Below are 18,006 nucleotides of genomic sequence, written 5' to 3' on the forward strand. Positions count from 1 at the left end.
CTTGCAACAGAAGGCATCAAGACAGCAATTTTGTCAAATGCGGCCGCAAGCTAACCTTTCCTCAGCCGCACCAATGAGACCCTTGAACAACGCGCGGCCTCGGGAGGATAACAATGATACGAAATAGGACCGGGCTTGTTTCGGCCTGTCTGATTGCTGCGGCCCCGCTACTGGCGGGCACGGCTCTTGCGGACAAGTCGGACGACACCATGCGTGTCGCCTTCACCGAGGACATCATCAACCTCGACTACAACTTCACGACGAAGCGCGAGTACATCATCATCTCGGAACTGATCGACGAGACGCTTCTCGCGATCAATCCCTCCGACGGCAGCTACGCGCCTGCGCTGGCGTCCGATTACACGCAGGTCGATCCGGTGACGCTGGACGTCACGCTGCGCCAGGGCATCGTGTTCCACGACGGCACCGAAATGACCGCCGAGGACGTCGCCTACACCTACAACACGGTGGCCTCCGGGGAGTCGCAGAGCCTGTCCGGCGCGCGGATCGAGGTCTGGTTCGACCGCGCCGAGGTGCTGGAGCCCTACAAGGTCCGGTTCCATTTCAAGCAGCAGTATCCGCTGGCCCTGCAGGACATGGCGATCCGGGTGCCGATCCGCAAAGCCGGCACATACGGGACCGATGGCACCATCGACGTGAACGCGGCGTCGGGCGGGCCGGTGGGGCTTGGGCCCTACAAGGTCACGTCCTTCGAACCGGGCGACGAACTCGTGCTCGAACGCTTCGCGGACTACTACGATGGCAGCCCGAAGGGCGATCCCTCCATCGGGACCATCGTCATCCGTTCGCTGCCCGACGAAGGGACCCAGCAGGCGGAACTGATCTCGGGCAGCATTGACTGGATCTACGACGTGCCGCGCGACGTGGCCGAGAACCTCGGCAACATGCCGCAGGTCAAGCACCTGTCGGGTCCCGACCGGCGCATCGGTTTCCTGATCCTCGATGCCGGGGGGCTTGCCGAACCGGACGGGCCGCTGACCGACGTCAAGGTCCGCCGCGCCGTGGCCCATGCCATCGACCGCGAGGAGATCGCCGCAGCCCTGATCGGCGGCGCGGCAGCCGCCATCGACGGCGCCTGCCACCCCTCGGAACTCGGCTGCAACCAGCAGGTGACGACCTACGAATACGATCCCGAAAAGGCGCGTCAGTTGCTGGCGGAGGCCGGGTATGAAGACGGGTTCGAGATGGAGCTTTGGGGCTATCGCGACAAGCCCATGGGCGAAGCCATCGTCGCGGACCTGAACGAGGTGGGCATCGACGCCACGCTGCGGCAGGTCAAGCTGGACAGCCTCAACGTGGCCCGCGCCAACCGCCAGATCTCCTCGTACTTCGGGACATGGGGCGGCGACACGGCTCCGCCGATCCGGCAGCACTTCGACCCGGACAGCGACCGCAACCTGTCCGGCGACGCCGAACTCGCGCAGATGGTGACGGACGCCTACGTTTCGCTGGACGCGGACGAGCAGGCCGACCTCTTCGCCAAGATCCACGCGCGGATCACCGACCAGGTGTACTGGGTGCCGCTGTGGTCGTACTCGGTGAACTACCTGACCGACCCGGATCTGGACTTTCCGACGGACGACGACGGGTTTCCGCGGCTCTACAAGGCCTCCTGGGGCGAGTGATGCGGATGGCCGGGGCGGTCTCATCCGTCCCGGCCTTGCCAATGGGGCACGGTGCCTGTCGGTCTGACGCTTCTGATCGTGCCAGTGGCGACTGGGACACCCGCACCGTATGAGGTACGGGTCGTCGCCTTTGAAGGGGCTCAGGACGCGGTGGCCGTTTCGTCCTGCCGTTGCGTCGACCGCGCCGGTCCGTCCACGATCATCATCGGACATCCGCGCGAACACCGCTCCACCCGGCTGTCAATGCCGTAAAGCGTGCCGATCAGTTCCGGCGTCAGGACCTCTAGCGTCGGCCCGGTGGCAAGGATGCGGCCCCCGGCCAGGGCCATCACCGTCCTGCAGGCGCGCATCACCTGGTTGAGGTCGTGCAGCGCGAGGATGACCACCGCGCCGGTGTCCTCCGCGTAGCGGTGCAGCGCATCCAGCACCTCGTATTGCCGGTAGAGGTCCAGCGCCGAGGTCGGTTCGTCCATCAGAACGACCCTGGGCCGCGTCACCAGCGTCTGCGCGACGCTGACGGCCTGCCGCTGGCCGCCGGAGAGCTCCGGCAACTGCCGGTTCGCCAGATGCGCCACGCCGAAGCGGTGCAGCACCTCGTCCACCGCAGCCAGCTCGGCTGTGGACAGGCGCCAGCTTCCGCCCCCCTGCTTCAGCGCGAGGATGACGGATTCGTAGACGGTCAGCGCCGCGCTCATGGCGGTGTCCTGCGGCATGTAGCGCAGGTCGGTGTCCTCCGCCCCGGAAAGGCGCACCTCTCCGGCACCGCGCAATTGTCCGGCAATGCGGCGGAAGAGGGTGGACTTCCCGGCGGCGTTTGCGCCGACCAGCGCGGTCAGGGCGCCGCCCGGTATATCGGGGGTGGAGACGTCGGACAGGATCTGGCGGCGACCGTAGCGGGCACCGACGCGGTCGAGAGCGAGGCTTACCATGACTTGCGGCCTTTCGTCAGGATCAGCGCGGCAAAGAACGGCACGCCGACCAGCGCCGTGATGATACCGATGGGCAGGACCGCGCCGGGCAGGATCGCCTTGGACAGGACAGAGGTCGCCGAGAGGATCAGCGCGCCGGACAGCATGGCACCGGGCAGGAAGAAGCGCTGGTCTTCTCCCAGCAGCAGGCGCGCCACGTGCGGGCCGACGATGCCGATGAACCCGATGGTGCCGACGAAGGACACCGGCACGGCGGCCAGAAGCGACACGAGGAACAGCGCCTCGAGCCGCAGGCGCTTCACCGGAACGCCCATTGCCGCCGCCCGGGTCTCGCCCAGCCGGATGGCGGTCAGCGCCCAGGCCCGGCGCGCGAACAGTGGTGTGCAGATCAGCAGGATTGCGGTTACGACGGCGACCTTGGGCCAGGTCGCCTTGGTCAGGCTGCCCATGGTCCAGAACACCACCGCCGAGAGCGCCTGCTCGGACGCGAAGTACTGAAGCAGGGCCAGCGCCGCGTTGAAGCTGAAGACCAGCGCGATGCCCAGAAGGACGATGGTTTCCACCGTCACGCCGCGCATCGTCGACAGGCCGAAGATCAGCAGCGCCGCCGCCATGGCCATGGCAAAGGCATTGATCGGCACCATCAGCGCGATGGCCGCCGGGAAGAGCGCAACCCCCAGCACCATCGCCAGCGCCGCGCCGAAGCTTGCGGCCGCCGACAGGCCGAGGGTGAAGGGGCTGGCCAGCGGGTTGGCGAGGATCGTCTGCATCTGCGCGCCCGCGAGCGACAGGCTGGCGCCGACGACGATTGCCAGCAGCGCCATGGGCATCCGGATGTCCCATATCACCACGCGCATCTGCACATCCGCGGCGCCGGGGGCAAGGACCGTATGCAACACGTCCCAAAGGCCATAGCGGGCCGGGCCGAGCGAGACGTCTACTGCAAGCGACAGCATCAGAAGAACGGTCAGGCCGCTGAGGATCGCGATCCGCCGGGCGACCAGCCCGCGGTAGCTGGCGGCGTGGGTGGGGGCATTCGTCGTGAGCGCAGCCATGGGTTCTCCGGAAGTTGGGGGCGGCCCGCAGGCTGCCCCGTCAGGTCAGTGCGTGGTCGGCGCTAGAGACACCCAGTAGCCCGGGTGGTAGTCGACCGGCAGGAACCGTTCGTGCAGTTCGACCAGCGTCGCATCGGGATCGAGATCCGGGAACAGATCCGGGTGCAGCCAGGTCGCGAGCCGCTGCACGGCGACAAAGCTGTAGGGGTTGTTGTAGAACTGGTGCCAGATCGCGTGGACCTGTCCGTCTTCCACCGCCTTGACGCCGGTGAAGCCGGGGCGCTCCATCAGCGCGGCCAGCTTTGCACGCGCCTCGTCCTCGTCCGATCCGGGGCCGACCCCGACCCAGGAACCGCCGGGCACGTAGGCTTCCCAGTTGCCGCCCGTCACGACGATCTGGTCGGGATCGGACGCGATGATCTGCTCGGCGTTGATCGTGCCGAAGGTGCCGGGGATGAAGGGCTTGGCCATGTTCTCGCCCCCCGCCAGTTCGACGAAGGTGCCGAAGTTGCCGTGGCCGAAGGACATGCAGCAGTCTTCGGAGTAACCGCCTGCGCGGTCGACGAAGACCAGCGGGCGGTCGAGGTCGTCCTGCGCGGCGATCACGTCCGTCACGCGCGCAATCTGTTCTTCGTAGAAGGCGTTGAATTCCGCCGCGCGGTCCTCCTTGCCGAAGAGTTCGCCGATGATGTGCATCGACTGTGCGGTGTGCTCGAACGGTTTTTCACGGAAGTCGACGTAGACGATCGGGATGCCGACCTTGGCCAGCTTTTCCTCGTAGCCCGCTTCATCTGTGGCCGCCTTGGCCTCGAGGTTCAGGATCATCACGTCCGGGTCCAGCGCCACTGCCTGCTCGATGTCGAAGGTGCCGTCCTTGAAGCCGCCGAAGGTCGGGATCTCCGTAAGCTCCGGGAACTTCTCGGCGTACATCTCGTAGCTTTCGGGGGCCGCCTGCAGAAGGTCGTCACGCCAGCCGACGACGCGTTTGAACGGGTCGTCCCTGTCGAGCACGGCGGCAAAGAAGATCTGCCGGCCTTCGCCGAGGATCACGCGGTCGGCGGGCCCGTCCAGCGTGACCTCGCGCCCGACGATATCGGTCACGGTTATGGGATCGGCCACCGCCTGAAGGGCGGGCAAGAAGGCCAGCGCAGTGGCGCCAAGCATCCGTTTCAGGGTCATGTTCGCTTCCTCGTATCGTGAACTGCCCTTGGGATGATTTATCCGAGTATTTTAGTCAAGATATAAGTTGACAAAAATCATTGGCTAAAGGAAATCCGTTGGAAAGCAAAGATGGAAGGTTCAATGAACAGTCATCCTCACAGCAATCGGGACATCCGCGACGAGATCCGGGACTACTGGTCCGACCGGGCCGCGACCTTCGACAACGATCCCGGCCACAAGATCGAAGACGGAGCCGAGATGGCCGCGTGGGAGGCCCTGTTCCGCAAGCACCTCGGCCCGGCGCGCGGCCGACGGCTGCTGGATCTCGCCAGCGGAACCGGGGAAATATCGCGGCTGTGCAAGGGGCTCGGGTTCGAGGTGACCGGGCTCGACTGGGCCGAACCGATGCTGGAGCGGGCGCGGATGAAGCTGCCGGATGTGACCTTTCTGCAGGCGGATGCCGAACGGACGATGCTGCCCTCGGGCTCTATGGACGTGATCGTCACGCGCCATCTGGTCTGGACACTGGTGGATCCCGCGAGCGCCTTTGCCGAATGGCACCGGGTGCTGGCGCCGGGCGGTACGCTTCTGCTGGTGGACGGCGATTTTGTCACCAGGGGGCTGCTGGCCCGATTTCTCCTGCGTGGCAGGACGGTGGATCGCGGGCGTATGGATCGTCATCAGCGGATTTTGCAGCGCGTACATTTTTCTCAAGGGGCGCGGGCGTCGTCGGTGTCGGACCTGCTGGCCGAGGCCGGGTTCACCGATCTGCGCACGGACAAGCGGCTGGGCCGCATACACCGCGCGCAGAGGTCGAACCTGGGCTGGCGCAAGTCGCTGCTGCGTCTGTCCGAACATCGCTACCTGATCCGGGCAACGAAGCCGGAGGGGATCGAACCGTAGGAGGTATGGATCGAAGGGGATGCGGCAGCGAACGGCCGATCGGTCTGGCCGCGTTGGAGGTCGGGGGCGGAGCTTTGCAATGCGCTGCAAGATGAAAGCTTGAACGCTGTCACCGGCGCTTGGTATCAAGACCCGTCCGCGGTTACGCCCGCGGCCCGTAATTTCCCCTGGACAGGCTGCCAAACGTGAAACCCGCACCGCTCATGTCACGCCGGTCCTCCGGCACCCCGTCTATCCCTGTCCGGGAGGTGCGCGCATGAAAGCGGTTGTCATCCATGGCGCGCGCGATCTGCGGGTCGATCCCTTCGAGGACGCCCTGCCGCCCGGCCCGGGCGAGGCCAAGGTCGCTGTCGCCAATGGCGGCATCTGCGGATCGGACCTGCATTACTACCTGCATGGCGGCTTCGGTGCGATCCGCGTTCAGCAGCCGATGGCGCTCGGGCACGAGGTATCCGGTGTCGTCACTGCCCTTGGCGCAGGCGTCGAGGGTCTGCGCGTGGGCGACAAGGTCGCGGTGAACCCGTCGCGGCCCTGCGGGGCCTGTGCCTATTGCCTGCGCGGACAACCGAACCAGTGCCTCGACATGCGGTTCAACGGATCGGCCATGCGCATGCCGCACGAACAGGGTCTGTTCCGGGAAACCCTGACGGTGCCCGTGCAGCTTCTCGAACGCTTCGATCCGGGGGCCGATCTGGCCCACGCCGCCATGACGGAGCCGCTCGCCGTATGCCTGCATGCGGTGCGGCAGGCGGGGTCTCTGGTCGGGCAGACGGTCTTTGTCGCCGGATGCGGTCCGATCGGATGCCTCACTGTTGCCGCCGCACGGCTGGCCGGGGCGACGCGGATCGTGGCCGCCGACATTTCGGACACGCCGCTCGCCATTGCCCGTGCGATGGGGGCCGACGAGACGATCAATCTTGCCACCGGGTCCGATGCGATGGAGCCGCTGAAGCGGGACAAGGGGCAGGTGGATGTCGGTTTCGAATGTTCCGGGGCGGCGCCCGCGTTGCGCGGGCTGCTCGACATCACGCGGGCCGGCGGCCGGATCGTGCTTGTCGGCATGGGTGGCGATGCGCCGCTGCCGTTGCAACTGACCGTCGCCAAGGAATTGACCCTGAAGGGCACCTTCCGTTTCCACGAGGAATTCGCCACCGCGGCGCGTGTCATCTCGGACGGGCGCATCGACCTGAGCCCCTTGCTGACCGGGGTCTACGAGATGGAGCAGGCCGTCGCGGCCTTCGACCTCGCAGCGGACAAGTCCCGCGCCATGAAGGTGCAGATCCGCTTCTCCGGCGGCTGAGACAGCGGGAAGACCTGACTGTTGGGGTTCGGGGCCTTCATGGCGGTGCGTGACGGTATTGATGCGAAGCTGTCAGGGTTGTGGCGGGCGGTCGCTGCCATGATGCATGCTCCGCCGACACGCTGCTCTGCTGCTGCCCGAGGGGGTGCGGGTCTAGGCTGGCCTCTGCACTGATCCGCCGACGATGTCTTGAACGCAGGCCAGATGGCGCTTTCTACAGCTGCGTCACTTCAACCTGTCGCAGATGATCGAACTTTCCAAAACCGCCGTCGGGCCGCGTGGGCGCTGACAGCTGCCGATACACGGTGCGCCAACCCTCCTGTTAAGGCCTCCGACTGCCCGCAGATCATGGCGGAGCACGTCATTCCGCGTTCAGGTATTGACATACGTCACACGTAACATGTTAAACATCACGAAACGAGGGAAGGGCGGCAGAGGAGGCCGCTCAAACCCGGGAGGAGACAGAATGACCCGCGAAAATGCACTGCGGACCCGGCTTGATACTGGCCTGCTCACCGTCGCGCCGGGGGCGCCCGATGCGCTTACCGCACGACTGGTGCAGGGGCAGGGGTTCGACGCTGTCTACATGACCGGGCTTGGCGCGACGGCGGCCCGCCTGGGCAAGCCCGACCTCGGCCTGATGACCCAGACAGAGATGGCAGATCATGCCCGCGCCATGGTGCGCACGGTGGACATCCCGGTGATCGCGGATGCCGACACGGGCTACGGCGGCGCACTCAACGTCGCGCGCACGGTCGAGGAATACCTGCAGGGCGGCGTCGCCGCGATGCACATCGAGGACCAGCTTTCCCCCAAGCGCTGCGGCCAGTTGGCAGGCGTAAGGCTCGTGTCGCCCGAGGAGGGCGCGCACCGCCTGAAAGCCGCCGTCGAGGCGCGCGGAACGGGCGATATCCTCATAATCGGGCGCACCGACGCGCTGCAGCCGCTCGGGCTCGACGAGGCGGTGGCCCGTGCGGCTCGGTATCGGGATGCCGGTGTCGATCTCGTTTTCGTCGACGGGGTGAAGACCCGTGCCGAGGTCGAGGCGATTGCCCGCCGGGTCGAGGGGCCGAAGGTGCTGAGCCTCGTCGACGGCACGGATGCCGCGTCGGTTTCCATCGAGGATGTGCGGCAAATGGGTTTCTCCGTCGTGATGTATGCGGTCACGACCCTCTTTGCGGCGGCCCATGCAAGCGCCACCGCGCTGGCGCGCCTCAAGAGCACGGGGCTCCCCGGAGGCGGCGACGCTTTGACCTACGCGGAATTCTGCGAGATCGTCGATCTGGCGAACCACCAGGACTTTGCCCACAGGCACGGCGAATGACCGCGACGGTCCTGATCACCGGGGCGGGCTCGGGCATCGGTCTTGCCGTGGCGCAGCGGGTTGTGGCGCGCGGCGCGCGGGCGATCCTGTGGGACATTTCCGGCCAGGCGCTCACGGCGGCGCAGCAGGAGCTTGGCGCGGCTGTCGAGACCGCCGTCGTCGATGTTTCCGATGCGGGTGCCATCGCCGGTGCCCCGCTTGAAGGTGTCACGCACCTCGTGAACAACGCGGGCGTCCTCGGGCAACGCATGGAATGGGGCGCGCTCGACGCGGAGCATCTGCAAGGCATCCTCGACGTCAACGTGGTTGGGCTGATGATGGTGACACAGGCCTTCATGAAGGCGCGTGTCCCGCATCCGCAAGCGGCGATCGTCAACCTCTCTTCCATCGCGGGGGAGAACGGCGGCGCGCCGGGATTTGCCGCTTATGGCGCGTCCAAGGGCGCGATCATGGCGTTGACACGGGCCATGGCGCGGGACTTCGCGCCCGACCTGAGGGTCAATGCGCTGGCCCCGGGCATCATCGACACGCCGATCCAGGACGCGGTGATGACGGCGCCGAATGCCCGCGCGCAGGCCGCGGAGGGCATCCCGCTGGGCCGGCTGGGCACGGCGGACGAGGTCGCGGGCACGGCCGAATGGCTGCTGTTCGACGCGCCCTACGTGACGGGCGAAATCCTCAAGGTTGCGGGAGGACGGCGGTGAAGCTGATCGACGGGTTCTTCAGGCTGCTGGAAGTGCTGCTGGTGCTGCTGCTGGCAGGCATGACGATCATGGTCTTTGCCAATGTCGTCCTGCGCTACGGCTTCGGCTCCGGCATCGATGTGAGCGAGGAGCTGTCGCGCTTCTTCTTTGTCTGGCTGATCTTCCTCGGCGCCATTGTTGCGATGCGCCACAACATGCACATGGGTTTTGACCTGGTGGTGACGACGGTCAGCCCGCCGGTGCGCCGCGCCCTCCTGACGCTGGCGAACGGGCTGGTCCTTGCCGTCTGCGTCATGGTCTTCGTCGGCACGGTGCAGCAGTTCCATGTCAACGCGACCAACATCGCCCCGGTCACGCGCATGTCGATGATCTGGGTCTTCGGCGTGCTGATCCCGATGTCGGCGCTGATCGGGCTGATGGCCGGATTGCGCATGATCGGCTACGCCACGGGCCGCCTGACCGGCATCCCGAAGTCGGGCCGGGAGGTGACGGAATGACTCTCGTCCTGTTTATCGTCACGCTGGGTGTCACGCTCTGCATCGGCGTTCCGGTGGCCTTCGCACTGCTGATCTGTGCCGCTGTGATGGGCTTCCAGATGGACCTCTTCGACGCGCAGGTCGTGTCGCAGCGCATGGTCGTCGGTGCGAACAACTTCTCGCTCCTCGCGATCCCGTTTTTCCTGCTTGCGGGCGAACTGATGAACGCGGGCGGCATGTCCAAGCGGATCATCGGTTTCGCCATGGCCTTCGTCGGGCATGTGCGCGGCGGGCTTGGTGTGGTGGCGATCTTTGCCGCGATCATCCTTGCATCGCTGTCCGGGTCGGCGGCGGCGGATTCGGCTGCGCTCATCGCGATCATGCTGCCGATGATGAAGCAGTCCGGCCATGACGAGGCGCGCTCCGTCGGGCTCATGGCCTCCGGCGGTGTGATCGCCCCGATCATCCCGCCCTCCATCGCCTATATCATCTTCGCCGTGGCGACCAACCTGTCGATCACGCAGCTCTTCATGGCGGGCATCGTCCCGGGCGTGATGATGGGTATCGGCGCCATCGTGGCCTGGCTGATCGTCGCGCGGCGCGACAATGTGGCGCCGCAGCCGCGGCAGGGCTGGGGTGTGCGCCTGCGCGAGACGCGCCACGCGCTCTGGTCACTGGGCATGCCGGTGATCATCCTCGGCGGCATCCGCTTCGGCGTCGTCACTCCGACCGAGGCCGCGGTGATCGCTGCCGTCTACGCCATCTTCGTCGGCATGGTCATCCACCGCGAACTGAAGGTGAGCCAGCTTTTCCGGGTCTTCCGAGATGCGGCCCTCACCACGGCGGTGGTGATGATGCTGGCGGCGGCGGCACTGGCCACCGCATGGTTCATCACGTTGGCGGACCTGTCGGGCATCGTGCTCGACCTCGTGGGGCCGCTGGTGGACAGTCCGACGCTGCTGCTGATCGTGATCATGGCGCTGGTGCTGATGATCGGGACGATGCTCGACATGGGGCCGACAATCCTGATCCTCGCGCCCGTGCTCCTGCCGGTTGTCGAAGAGGCAGGAATCGACCCGATCTACTTCGGCGTGCTCTTCGTCATCAACTGCGCCATCGGCCTCGTGACGCCGCCCGTGGGCATCGTGCTCTCGGTCTCGGCGGGGGTGTCGGGCGTGCCGCTGCACCGCGTGGCGAAGGGGGCGGCTCCCTTCCTCTTCGCCCAGATCACCGTTCTCGCGCTGCTGGTGCTCTTCCCGCAACTCGTTCTGACGCCGTTGAACTGGCTGCGCTGAACCAGAAGAACCGACACCGACTGCGACACAAAGAATACCAAGGAGGAGACTGAAAATGAAACTGAAGACCCTTGCGGCCATGGCCCTCTGCGCCACGGCGTTCACCACCCCGGCGCTCGCCGCCGATTACGGCAAGCACACGTTCAAGATTTCGAGCGGCGCGGCCAAGGATCACCCGATTGCCACCGGCATCGCGGCGATGAGCGAGTGCATGGAGGAAGGCTCCGACGGCAAGATGAAGCTGAAGGGCTTCTATTCCGGCCAGCTCGGCGACGACGCGGATGCCACGCAGGCGACCCGCTCCGGCTCCATCGAGATGGTGGTGACCGGCTCCGCGGCCATCGCGGGCATCGAACCGGCGCTTGGCGTCTTTACCCTGCCGTTCATGTTCGAGAACGACGCGGAGGTCGACGCGATCATGACCGGCCCGTTCTTCGACTACGTGGCCGAGAAGATGCCGCAGCATGACCTGGTGATGCTGTCGATGTGGGAAAACGGCTTCCGCAACGCCACCAACTCCAAGCACCCGATCAAGGCCGTGTCGGACTTCGAGGGGCTGAACTTCCGCGTGATGCAGAACCCGATCTTCCTCGACACCTTCCGCCGCCTGGGCGCGAACCCGGTGCCGATGGCCTTCGGCGAGGTCTTCACCGCGCTCGAGACCGGCGCCGTCGACGGGCAGGAAAACCCGCTGCCGCTGATCGAGGCGACGAAATTCTACGAGGTGCAGAAGTACCTGACCCTGACGCGCCACGCCTATTCCCCGAACCCGGTTCTGGTGAACCGGGGCGTCTGGGAAAGCCTGAACGCGGACGAGCAGGCGCTGGTGCAATCCTGTGCCACCTCGGCGCGCGACGCGCAGATCGAGCGGTCCCGCGCGGCCGTGGGCGAATCCGCCGACAAGCTGACCTCCGAAGGCATGGAGATCTCCGAGATGCCGGCCGAAGAGATGGCGAAGCTGCGCGAGCTGGTGACCCCGGTCTACGAGACCTCGATGGAGTCCGTCGGCAAGGAAAACTTCGATCGGCTCATGGAAGAGCTGGCCAAGATCCGCAACTGAGCCAGACCGGGCTGGCGTCGCTTTCACTCCCCCAAGGCGCCAGCCCACCCTTTCTCAAGGATTTCAAATCGATGCCGCTCGACACCGCTTCCTTTCTGTCCCGCCTCGCCGAAGCCTTTCCCGGGCCCGCGCTGCTGTCGGGGACCGACATTCCCGCGCGCAACCTGCACGACACGTCCTTCTTGGCCGACGTGAGGCCGCTGGCCGTTCTGCGCCCGGACACGCCGGAGGCCGTGGCAGAGGCCGTCCGCCTATGTGCGGAGGCCGGCGCGACCATGGTGCCGCAGGGTGGGCTGACAGGGCTGGCCGGTGGTGCGCACCCCATCGACGGCGCGGTGATGATCTCGCTCGAACGCTTCTCGGGGATCGAGGAGATCGACCCGGCGTCCTCCACCATGACGGTGCGGGCGGGCACACCGCTCGAGGTGATCCAGAAGGCCGCCGACGAAGCCGGCTTCTTCATCCCGCTGGACCTTGGCGCGCGCGGCTCCTGCCTGATCGGCGGCAACATCGGCACCAACGCGGGCGGCAACCGGGTGATCCGCTACGGCATGACCCGCGAGATGATCCTCGGCCTCGAATACGTGCTGCCGGACGGAACGCTCGTCTCCGGCCTGAACAAGATGCTGAAGAACAACGCGGGATACGACCTCAAGCAGCTGTTCATCGGCTCCGAAGGCACGCTGGGCATTGTGACGCGGGCCGTGCTGCGGATGCACCCGAAGCCCGGCTGCGTGAATGCCGCGCTCTGCGGGCTGGGGTCCTATGACGATGTGCTTAAGCTTTTGTCAGAGGCGCGCCGCGGTCTGGGGCCGATGCTGTCGGCCTTCGAAGTCATGTGGTCGGACTACTGGCAGGTTGTGACGGAGACGGTAGGCGTCCGCTCGCCGCTGGACGGTGAACACAAGGTCTATGTCCTGCTGGAGGCGCAGGGCCTCGACGAGGAAATCGACGGACCGCGGTTCATGAACTGGATCGAGAAGGTCTACGAGGCGGGGATCGTGGAGGACGCGGCCATCAGCCAGAGCCTCTCGGATGTGAAACGCTTCTGGGGCCTGCGCGATGCCTGCGCCGAGTTCATGACGAAGCTCGGCCCGCATTGCGCCTACGACATCGGACTGCCGGTGAAGCGGATGGACGAGTTCGCCGATGCCTGCCGGGCGCGGCTGATCGCCGAAATGCCGGAGGCGCTGAGCGTCTACTATGGCCATATCGGCGACGGCAATCTGCATATCGTGGCGCTGGACCGCGCCGTGACCGAGCAGCCGATGGACCGCATCAGCGGCATCGTCTACAACACGGTGCGCGACTTCGGAGGGACGGTTTCGGCCGAACATGGCATAGGCCTGCTGAAGAAACGCTACCTGCCTTATACCCGCTCTGCCGAGGAACTGGCGCTCATGGCCCGCATCAAGGCCGCGCTGGACCCGGCGGGGCTGCTCAACCCGGGGAAAGTCATCGACACCCCAAATGGAGACAAGACATGAATTCCCTGAAGACACGCCTTCTCGAAGGCGAGTTCATCACCGCAGCCTGGGCCGAACTTGGCTGCCCCGACATCGCGGAAATCCTCGTGCGGCACGGCTGGCCTGTTGTCCTGATTGACGGTGAGCACGGCATTGGCGACCTCGAAACCTGGGTTTCCGTGGCGCGGGCGGTTGAGGCCGCCGGCGGCGAGGTGATCCTGCGCGTGCCGGAAGGCACCGACACGATGCTGAAGAAGGTGCTTGATCGCGGCTTCCGTTCGATCGTCGTGCCGATGGTGAACACGGTGGAACAGGCCCAGCAGATCGCGCGGTCCTGCCATTACCCGGTGCGCGGCACGGGTGGGATCGGCCGCGGTTATGCGGCCCCCATCGTGCGCGGATCGGATTACGGCACGCGTCCGGACTATGCATCCCGCACGGCGAACGAGGACGTGCTGGTGTTCGTGCAATGCGAGACGCCGGAGAGCGTGTCGGCGCTGGCGGAGATCGCCGGTGTCGAGGGCATCGACGGCATTTTCCTCGGCCCGAACGACCTTGCAGCTACGCTGGGCCACATCGAGGACATGGACCACGCCACGCCGCAGGCCGCTTTTGCAGAAGTCGAGGCCAAGGTGCTGGGCGCGGGCAAGCTTCTGGCAACCGTTCCAGGTGGCGGACGCGACTTCGCGACCCTGCGGCAGAAGGGGTTCGGTCTGGTTGCCGGTGTGAATGACATTTCCGTGCTTGTCGAAGGAATCCGTACCAGCGCCGCCGCGCGCGATGCCGAGCTTGGGCGCAACGTGGTGGACGCCACCGCCGCAGCCCCGCGCCGCTACTGATCCGCGCTTTTGAACAGGGGGGCCGCCGTGCTAAGACGGCGGAACCCCGAAAACAGCCAGAAGGACAGCCCCGCCAGATGCCCGCAAGACCCGGGATGCAGATCGAAACGCCGAAGACGCTGACCGAGATCGTGGTCGAGCGCCTGCGTCAGGCCATCATTGACGGGCATTTCGTCTTTGGCGAGAACATCTCGGAAGACAAGCTCGCCACGGTCTTCGGCGTCAGCCGGTCGCCGGTCCGCGATGCGCTCAACGCGTTGCAGTTCACCGGCCTTGTCACGATCATCCCGAAACGCGGCAGTTTCGTCTTCGTGCCGACAGCCGAAGAGGTGGGTGAGATCTGCGACTATCGCCTGATGCTGGAACGCGAGGCGCTGCGCCTTTCGATGGACGCCGACCGCGAAGGCTTCCTTGCCGCGCTCGACGACGCGGTTGAGCGGATGCGCGAACGGATGCTGGCGGGTGACGAGATCGGCTATGTCCGCATCGACACCGAGTTCCACAATCTGTTCTTCGACCATTGCGGCAACAGCCTCGTGCAGAATGCCTTTCACCTCGTCGAGGCACGCATCGCCACCATCCGCACCGCGCTCAATGCCCGGTTCAAGCAACGGCGCGAGGACAGCTTCGACCAGCATGTCGCCATCGTGGAAGGGCTGCGGCAGGGCGACTGGGAGACGGTGCACGACGTGCTGGGAAAGCACATCACCTCGATCCGCGCAGACGCCATCGACGAACTCTCCCGCCCCGATCCGCTTGCCTGATTGCCGGTCGCAAGACCCTGGACGCGCAAGGATCATGGGCGACGGGCACATTTGTCCGTCGCAGGGAATGACGTACGGGTTCAACTGATCTGCCCGCCCGCGCCGACCTTGCGGCGTCAACTTCAGCGCAAGCGGGTGTAGCTCTGGCACATGGCCCCAATTGGCCGGATACGAATCGGGATCACCGCGCCATGGCGTAGAATTCCGGGTTGGGCCGCATGTTGGTCAGGTTCGCCAGCCGGTTCGACATGCCGAAGAAGGCCGAGACCGCGCCGATGTCCCAGATGTCTTCCTCGGTGAATCCGTGCGCCTGCAACGCCTCGACGTCGGCGTCGCCCACTTCGTAGGCGCGGGCAGAGACCTTCATCGCGAAGTCCAGCATCGCCTTCTGCCGGTCGGTGATGTCGGCCTTGCGGTAGTTGACCGCCACCTGGTCGGCGATGAGCGGATCCTTGGCCCGGATACGCAGGATCGCGCCATGGGCCACCACGCAGTACTGGCACTGGTTCGCGTTGGAGGTGGCGACCACGATCATCTCGCGCTCGGCCTTGGTCAGGCCGCTCGGCTTGTCCATCAGCGCGTCATGGTAGGCAAAGAAGGCGCGGAATTCGTCCGGCCTGTGCGCCAGCGTCAGGAAGACGTTGGGGACGAAGCCGGACTTCTCCTGCACCGCCTCGATGCGGCTGCGGATATCCTCGGGCATGTCGGCGAGGTCGGGCACCGGGAACCGGCTGACGGGTGTATCGAGCATGTTGGTCCTTCCTTCGGGAGCGTTTCAGGTGTCGGTCAGGACGGCGACCTGCGCGGCGTAGATGTCCATCGCGTCGCCGGGGTTTTCGTCGTGCGGATCGATGCGGACGAGGCAGGTGTGCGCCGCGCAGCCCTGCCCGAAGGCGGAACTGCCGATGTCCAGGGTCAGCACATTTGGGTTGCCGGAGAGGTCCGTGCCGTGTGCGTCCCCTGTCAGCCAGGCGCCGGTGGGCAGGACGGCGACGCCCGGTCGCTGCGTGTCCGTCACACGGGCGGTCGCAAGGCAGGCCCCCCGGGCATTCCACAGGCGCACCGTCGCGCCGTCCGTGATGCCGCGCTTCGCTGCATCCTGGGGGTGAAGGCGCACCTGTTCGCGGCCATTCCGCTTTTCCGCCCGGCTGCTGCCGCCGGTTTCAAGCTGGCTGTGAAGGCGCCCCTGCGGCTGGTGAGAGACCAAGTGCAGTTCGTCCTCGGCCGCCCCGCCCAGCCATTCGGCAGGCGGCTGCCATGCGGGATGCGCCGGACAATCGGGCAGCGCGAGCTGGCCGAGCTGCCGGCTGCCAAGGACGATGCGCCCGCTCTCCGTATTCAGGCGGTTCGCCTCCGGCTCCGCGCGGAAATCGGAAAGGTGCGGCACGTCCGGACGTCGGGGGCAGGGCGCATGGCCCTTGGTCCAGAAGTCTTCGAAGGGGGGCATGTCGAAGCCCAACCTGTCGGCCGCGTCGCTCCGGGTCAGATCGTAGATGTGGCGCAGCCAGCCCATCTCATCCCGGCCCTCGTCAAAGGCATCGCGGACGCCCAGCCGGTCGGCCAGCAGGCAGAAGATGTCGAAGTCTGACTTCGCCTCGCCAAGTGGGGCGATGGCCTGCTGCATCGCCAGCACGAGGTCGGATCGCTTGTTGCCCGCGATGTCGTTGCGCTCGATCGAGGTCGAGGCCGGGAGGAGGATGTCGGCGCGGCGGGCGGTCGCGGTCATCATCGGGTCCTGGACGATGATCGTTTCGGGCCGCGTCCACGCTTCGGACAGACGGTTCAGGTCCTGGTGGTGGTGGAAGGGGTTGCCGCCGGCCCAGTAGACCAGCCGCGCATCGGGATAGCGCCGCGTCTTGCCTTCGTAGGTATAGGACGCGCCGGGGTTCAGCAGCATGTCCGCGATCCGTGCCACGGGGATGAAGCTGCGCAGCACGTCGCGCCCCTTGCTCATGGCGGGAGACTTGCCCGCGGACATCGCCGCGCCGACGCCGCCGAGCGATCCGTAGCCATAGCCGACACCGCCCCCGGGCAGACCGATCTGGCCGAGCATCGCCGCCAGCCCGAGCGCTGCCCAGAACGGCTGTTCGCCGTGGTGCGCGCGCTGGAGGCTCCAGCTTACGGTGAGCATGGTCCGCTTGTCCGGCATCTGCCGCGCCAGGGCACGTATCCGCCCGGCATCCAGTCCCGTGATCTGCGCTGCCCAGTCCGCGTCCTTGCGCTGCCCGTCGATATCGCCGGACAGGTAGGCGAGAAAGTCGTCGGACCCGCTGGTGTAGGTCGACAGGAAGCCCGCATCGTGCCGCCGGGCAGCCAGAAGCTCGCCCGCCAGTCCCAGCATCAGCGCCGTGTCCGTGTTCGGGCGGATCGGCCACCAGTCCACGTCCATCCAGCCGGGCATGTCATCGCGCAGAGGCGAGACGAGAACCACCTTCACCCCCCGGTCCCGGATTGCACGCAGGCTGTCCTCAAGCCGATGCGTGCCGATGCCGCCCGCCTCGTTCTGCGCGGTGCGCGGGCTGAGCGCGCCGAACACCACGAGCGTTTCCGTATGCGCGGCGATGCTCTCCAGCGTGTTCGCCTCGCCCCCGCAAGCGCCGTCGTCCCCCAGCACGTGACGCAGGATCACCGGCCCGGCAGCGATGGAATAGGTGTCCACGTGCCCGGTGTAGCCGCCGACGAGGTTCAGCAGCCGTTTCAGCAGGGAAGAGGCGTGATGGAAGCGCCCGCAGCTTGTCCAGCCGTAGGACCCTGCAAAGATCGACTCGTTGCCGTGTTGCTTCGAAACCCGCGTGATCTCCTTGCTCACGAGGTCCAGGGCATGGTCCCAGGACACGGGGATCAGCCGGTCCGAACCACGCGCCCTGCCGGTTGAACCCGGCCCGTGCTCAAGCCAGCCCTCACGCACCATCGGGCGCAGGACGCGGCGGTCCGGTTTGGCCCATTCCGGGACGGAGTGGATGATCGGGGAGGGGGCGGGATCCTGCGGCAAAGGCTCCACGCCGATGATGCGGTCCTCTTCCACCAGCAGCGTGTAGGCGCCCCAGTGGCTGCAATGCGGAATGCGTCGGATGGTCATCGCGG

16 protein-coding genes are annotated in these 18,006 nt (G+C 66.3%); 11 read left to right on the forward strand and 5 right to left on the reverse strand.

Translation table 11 applies throughout. From position 1 onward, the window contains the following. The first annotated feature begins 113 nt into the window (after positions 1-113). The gene (locus tag QNI11_RS23160) at positions 114-1,646 is read left to right on the forward strand and encodes an ABC transporter substrate-binding protein (protein WP_283983664.1); all 1,533 of its coding nucleotides are present in this window, start codon (positions 114-116) and stop codon (positions 1,644-1,646) included. A 140-nt stretch (positions 1,647-1,786) separates the two neighbouring features. Here the strand turns inward: QNI11_RS23160 and QNI11_RS23165 are convergent, their stop codons facing one another. Genes QNI11_RS23165 through QNI11_RS23175 form a run of 3 tightly spaced genes read right to left on the reverse strand, consistent with a single transcriptional unit; the run spans position 1,787 to position 4,809 of the window. Next, positions 1,787-2,575: an ABC transporter ATP-binding protein gene (locus QNI11_RS23165; protein ID WP_283983665.1), complete on the reverse strand. Its 789-nt coding sequence runs from the start codon at positions 2,573-2,575 to the stop codon at positions 1,787-1,789. After that, positions 2,569-3,630 (reverse strand): iron ABC transporter permease, encoded by a 1,062-nt coding sequence (locus QNI11_RS23170; RefSeq protein WP_283983666.1) that lies wholly within the window; start codon positions 3,628-3,630, stop codon positions 2,569-2,571. Before QNI11_RS23170 ends, QNI11_RS23165 begins: the two co-directional genes overlap by 7 nt. A 45-nt stretch (positions 3,631-3,675) precedes the next feature. Then, positions 3,676-4,809: an ABC transporter substrate-binding protein gene (locus QNI11_RS23175; RefSeq protein WP_283983667.1), complete on the reverse strand. Its 1,134-nt coding sequence runs from the start codon at positions 4,807-4,809 to the stop codon at positions 3,676-3,678. Positions 4,810-4,932: 123 nt separating this feature from the next. Here QNI11_RS23175 and QNI11_RS23180 point away from each other — a divergent pair, with 123 nt between their 5' ends. From QNI11_RS23180 to QNI11_RS23225, 10 genes are all read left to right on the forward strand, one after another. After that, the gene (locus tag QNI11_RS23180) at positions 4,933-5,694 is read left to right on the forward strand and encodes a class I SAM-dependent methyltransferase (RefSeq protein WP_283983668.1); all 762 of its coding nucleotides are present in this window, start codon (positions 4,933-4,935) and stop codon (positions 5,692-5,694) included. A 256-nt stretch (positions 5,695-5,950) separates the two neighbouring features. Continuing rightward, positions 5,951-6,994 carry an L-idonate 5-dehydrogenase gene (locus QNI11_RS23185; protein ID WP_283983669.1) on the forward strand — a complete coding sequence of 348 codons (1,044 nt, stop codon included), beginning with the start codon at positions 5,951-5,953 and terminating at the stop codon, positions 6,992-6,994. 466 nt (positions 6,995-7,460) lie between these two features. Then, the gene (locus tag QNI11_RS23190; protein ID WP_283983670.1) at positions 7,461-8,318 is read left to right on the forward strand and encodes an oxaloacetate decarboxylase; all 858 of its coding nucleotides are present in this window, start codon (positions 7,461-7,463) and stop codon (positions 8,316-8,318) included. Further along, a complete protein-coding gene (locus QNI11_RS23195) occupies positions 8,315-9,022 on the forward strand; it encodes an SDR family NAD(P)-dependent oxidoreductase (RefSeq protein WP_100931486.1) in 708 nt (235 codons plus the stop codon). The genes QNI11_RS23190 and QNI11_RS23195 overlap by 4 nt, the downstream gene beginning before the upstream one ends. Next, the gene (locus QNI11_RS23200) at positions 9,019-9,519 is read left to right on the forward strand and encodes a TRAP transporter small permease (RefSeq protein ID WP_100931485.1); all 501 of its coding nucleotides are present in this window, start codon (positions 9,019-9,021) and stop codon (positions 9,517-9,519) included. Before QNI11_RS23195 ends, QNI11_RS23200 begins: the two co-directional genes overlap by 4 nt. Next, positions 9,516-10,793, forward strand: coding sequence for a TRAP transporter large permease (locus QNI11_RS23205; RefSeq protein WP_100931484.1), 1,278 nt, complete (start codon positions 9,516-9,518; stop codon positions 10,791-10,793). The genes QNI11_RS23200 and QNI11_RS23205 overlap by 4 nt, the downstream gene beginning before the upstream one ends. A gap of 55 nt (positions 10,794-10,848) precedes the next feature. Next, positions 10,849-11,853 (forward strand): DctP family TRAP transporter solute-binding subunit, encoded by a 1,005-nt coding sequence (locus QNI11_RS23210; RefSeq protein ID WP_283983671.1) that lies wholly within the window; start codon positions 10,849-10,851, stop codon positions 11,851-11,853. 71 nt (positions 11,854-11,924) lie between these two features. Beyond that, positions 11,925-13,340, forward strand: coding sequence for an FAD-binding oxidoreductase (locus QNI11_RS23215; RefSeq protein ID WP_283983672.1), 1,416 nt, complete (start codon positions 11,925-11,927; stop codon positions 13,338-13,340). Next, entirely contained in the window at positions 13,337-14,158 is an 822-nt protein-coding gene (locus tag QNI11_RS23220) for an HpcH/HpaI aldolase/citrate lyase family protein (RefSeq protein WP_100931569.1), read from the forward strand. The genes QNI11_RS23215 and QNI11_RS23220 overlap by 4 nt, the downstream gene beginning before the upstream one ends. Positions 14,159-14,235: 77 nt before the next feature. Then, entirely contained in the window at positions 14,236-14,922 is a 687-nt protein-coding gene (locus tag QNI11_RS23225) for a GntR family transcriptional regulator (protein ID WP_254698525.1), read from the forward strand. A gap of 181 nt (positions 14,923-15,103) precedes the next feature. Here the strand turns inward: QNI11_RS23225 and QNI11_RS23230 are convergent, their stop codons facing one another. Continuing rightward, positions 15,104-15,673 (reverse strand): peroxidase-related enzyme, encoded by a 570-nt coding sequence (locus QNI11_RS23230; protein ID WP_100931567.1) that lies wholly within the window; start codon positions 15,671-15,673, stop codon positions 15,104-15,106. A gap of 24 nt (positions 15,674-15,697) precedes the next feature. Continuing rightward, positions 15,698-18,001, reverse strand: a complete 2,304-nt coding sequence (locus QNI11_RS23235; protein ID WP_283983602.1) for a molybdopterin-dependent oxidoreductase — start codon at positions 17,999-18,001, stop codon at positions 15,698-15,700. Positions 18,002-18,006 lie beyond the last annotated feature (5 nt).

Origin of the sequence: Sagittula sp. MA-2 (assembly GCF_030126985.1) — a bacterium.
Lineage (GTDB): Bacteria > Pseudomonadota > Alphaproteobacteria > Rhodobacterales > Rhodobacteraceae > Sagittula.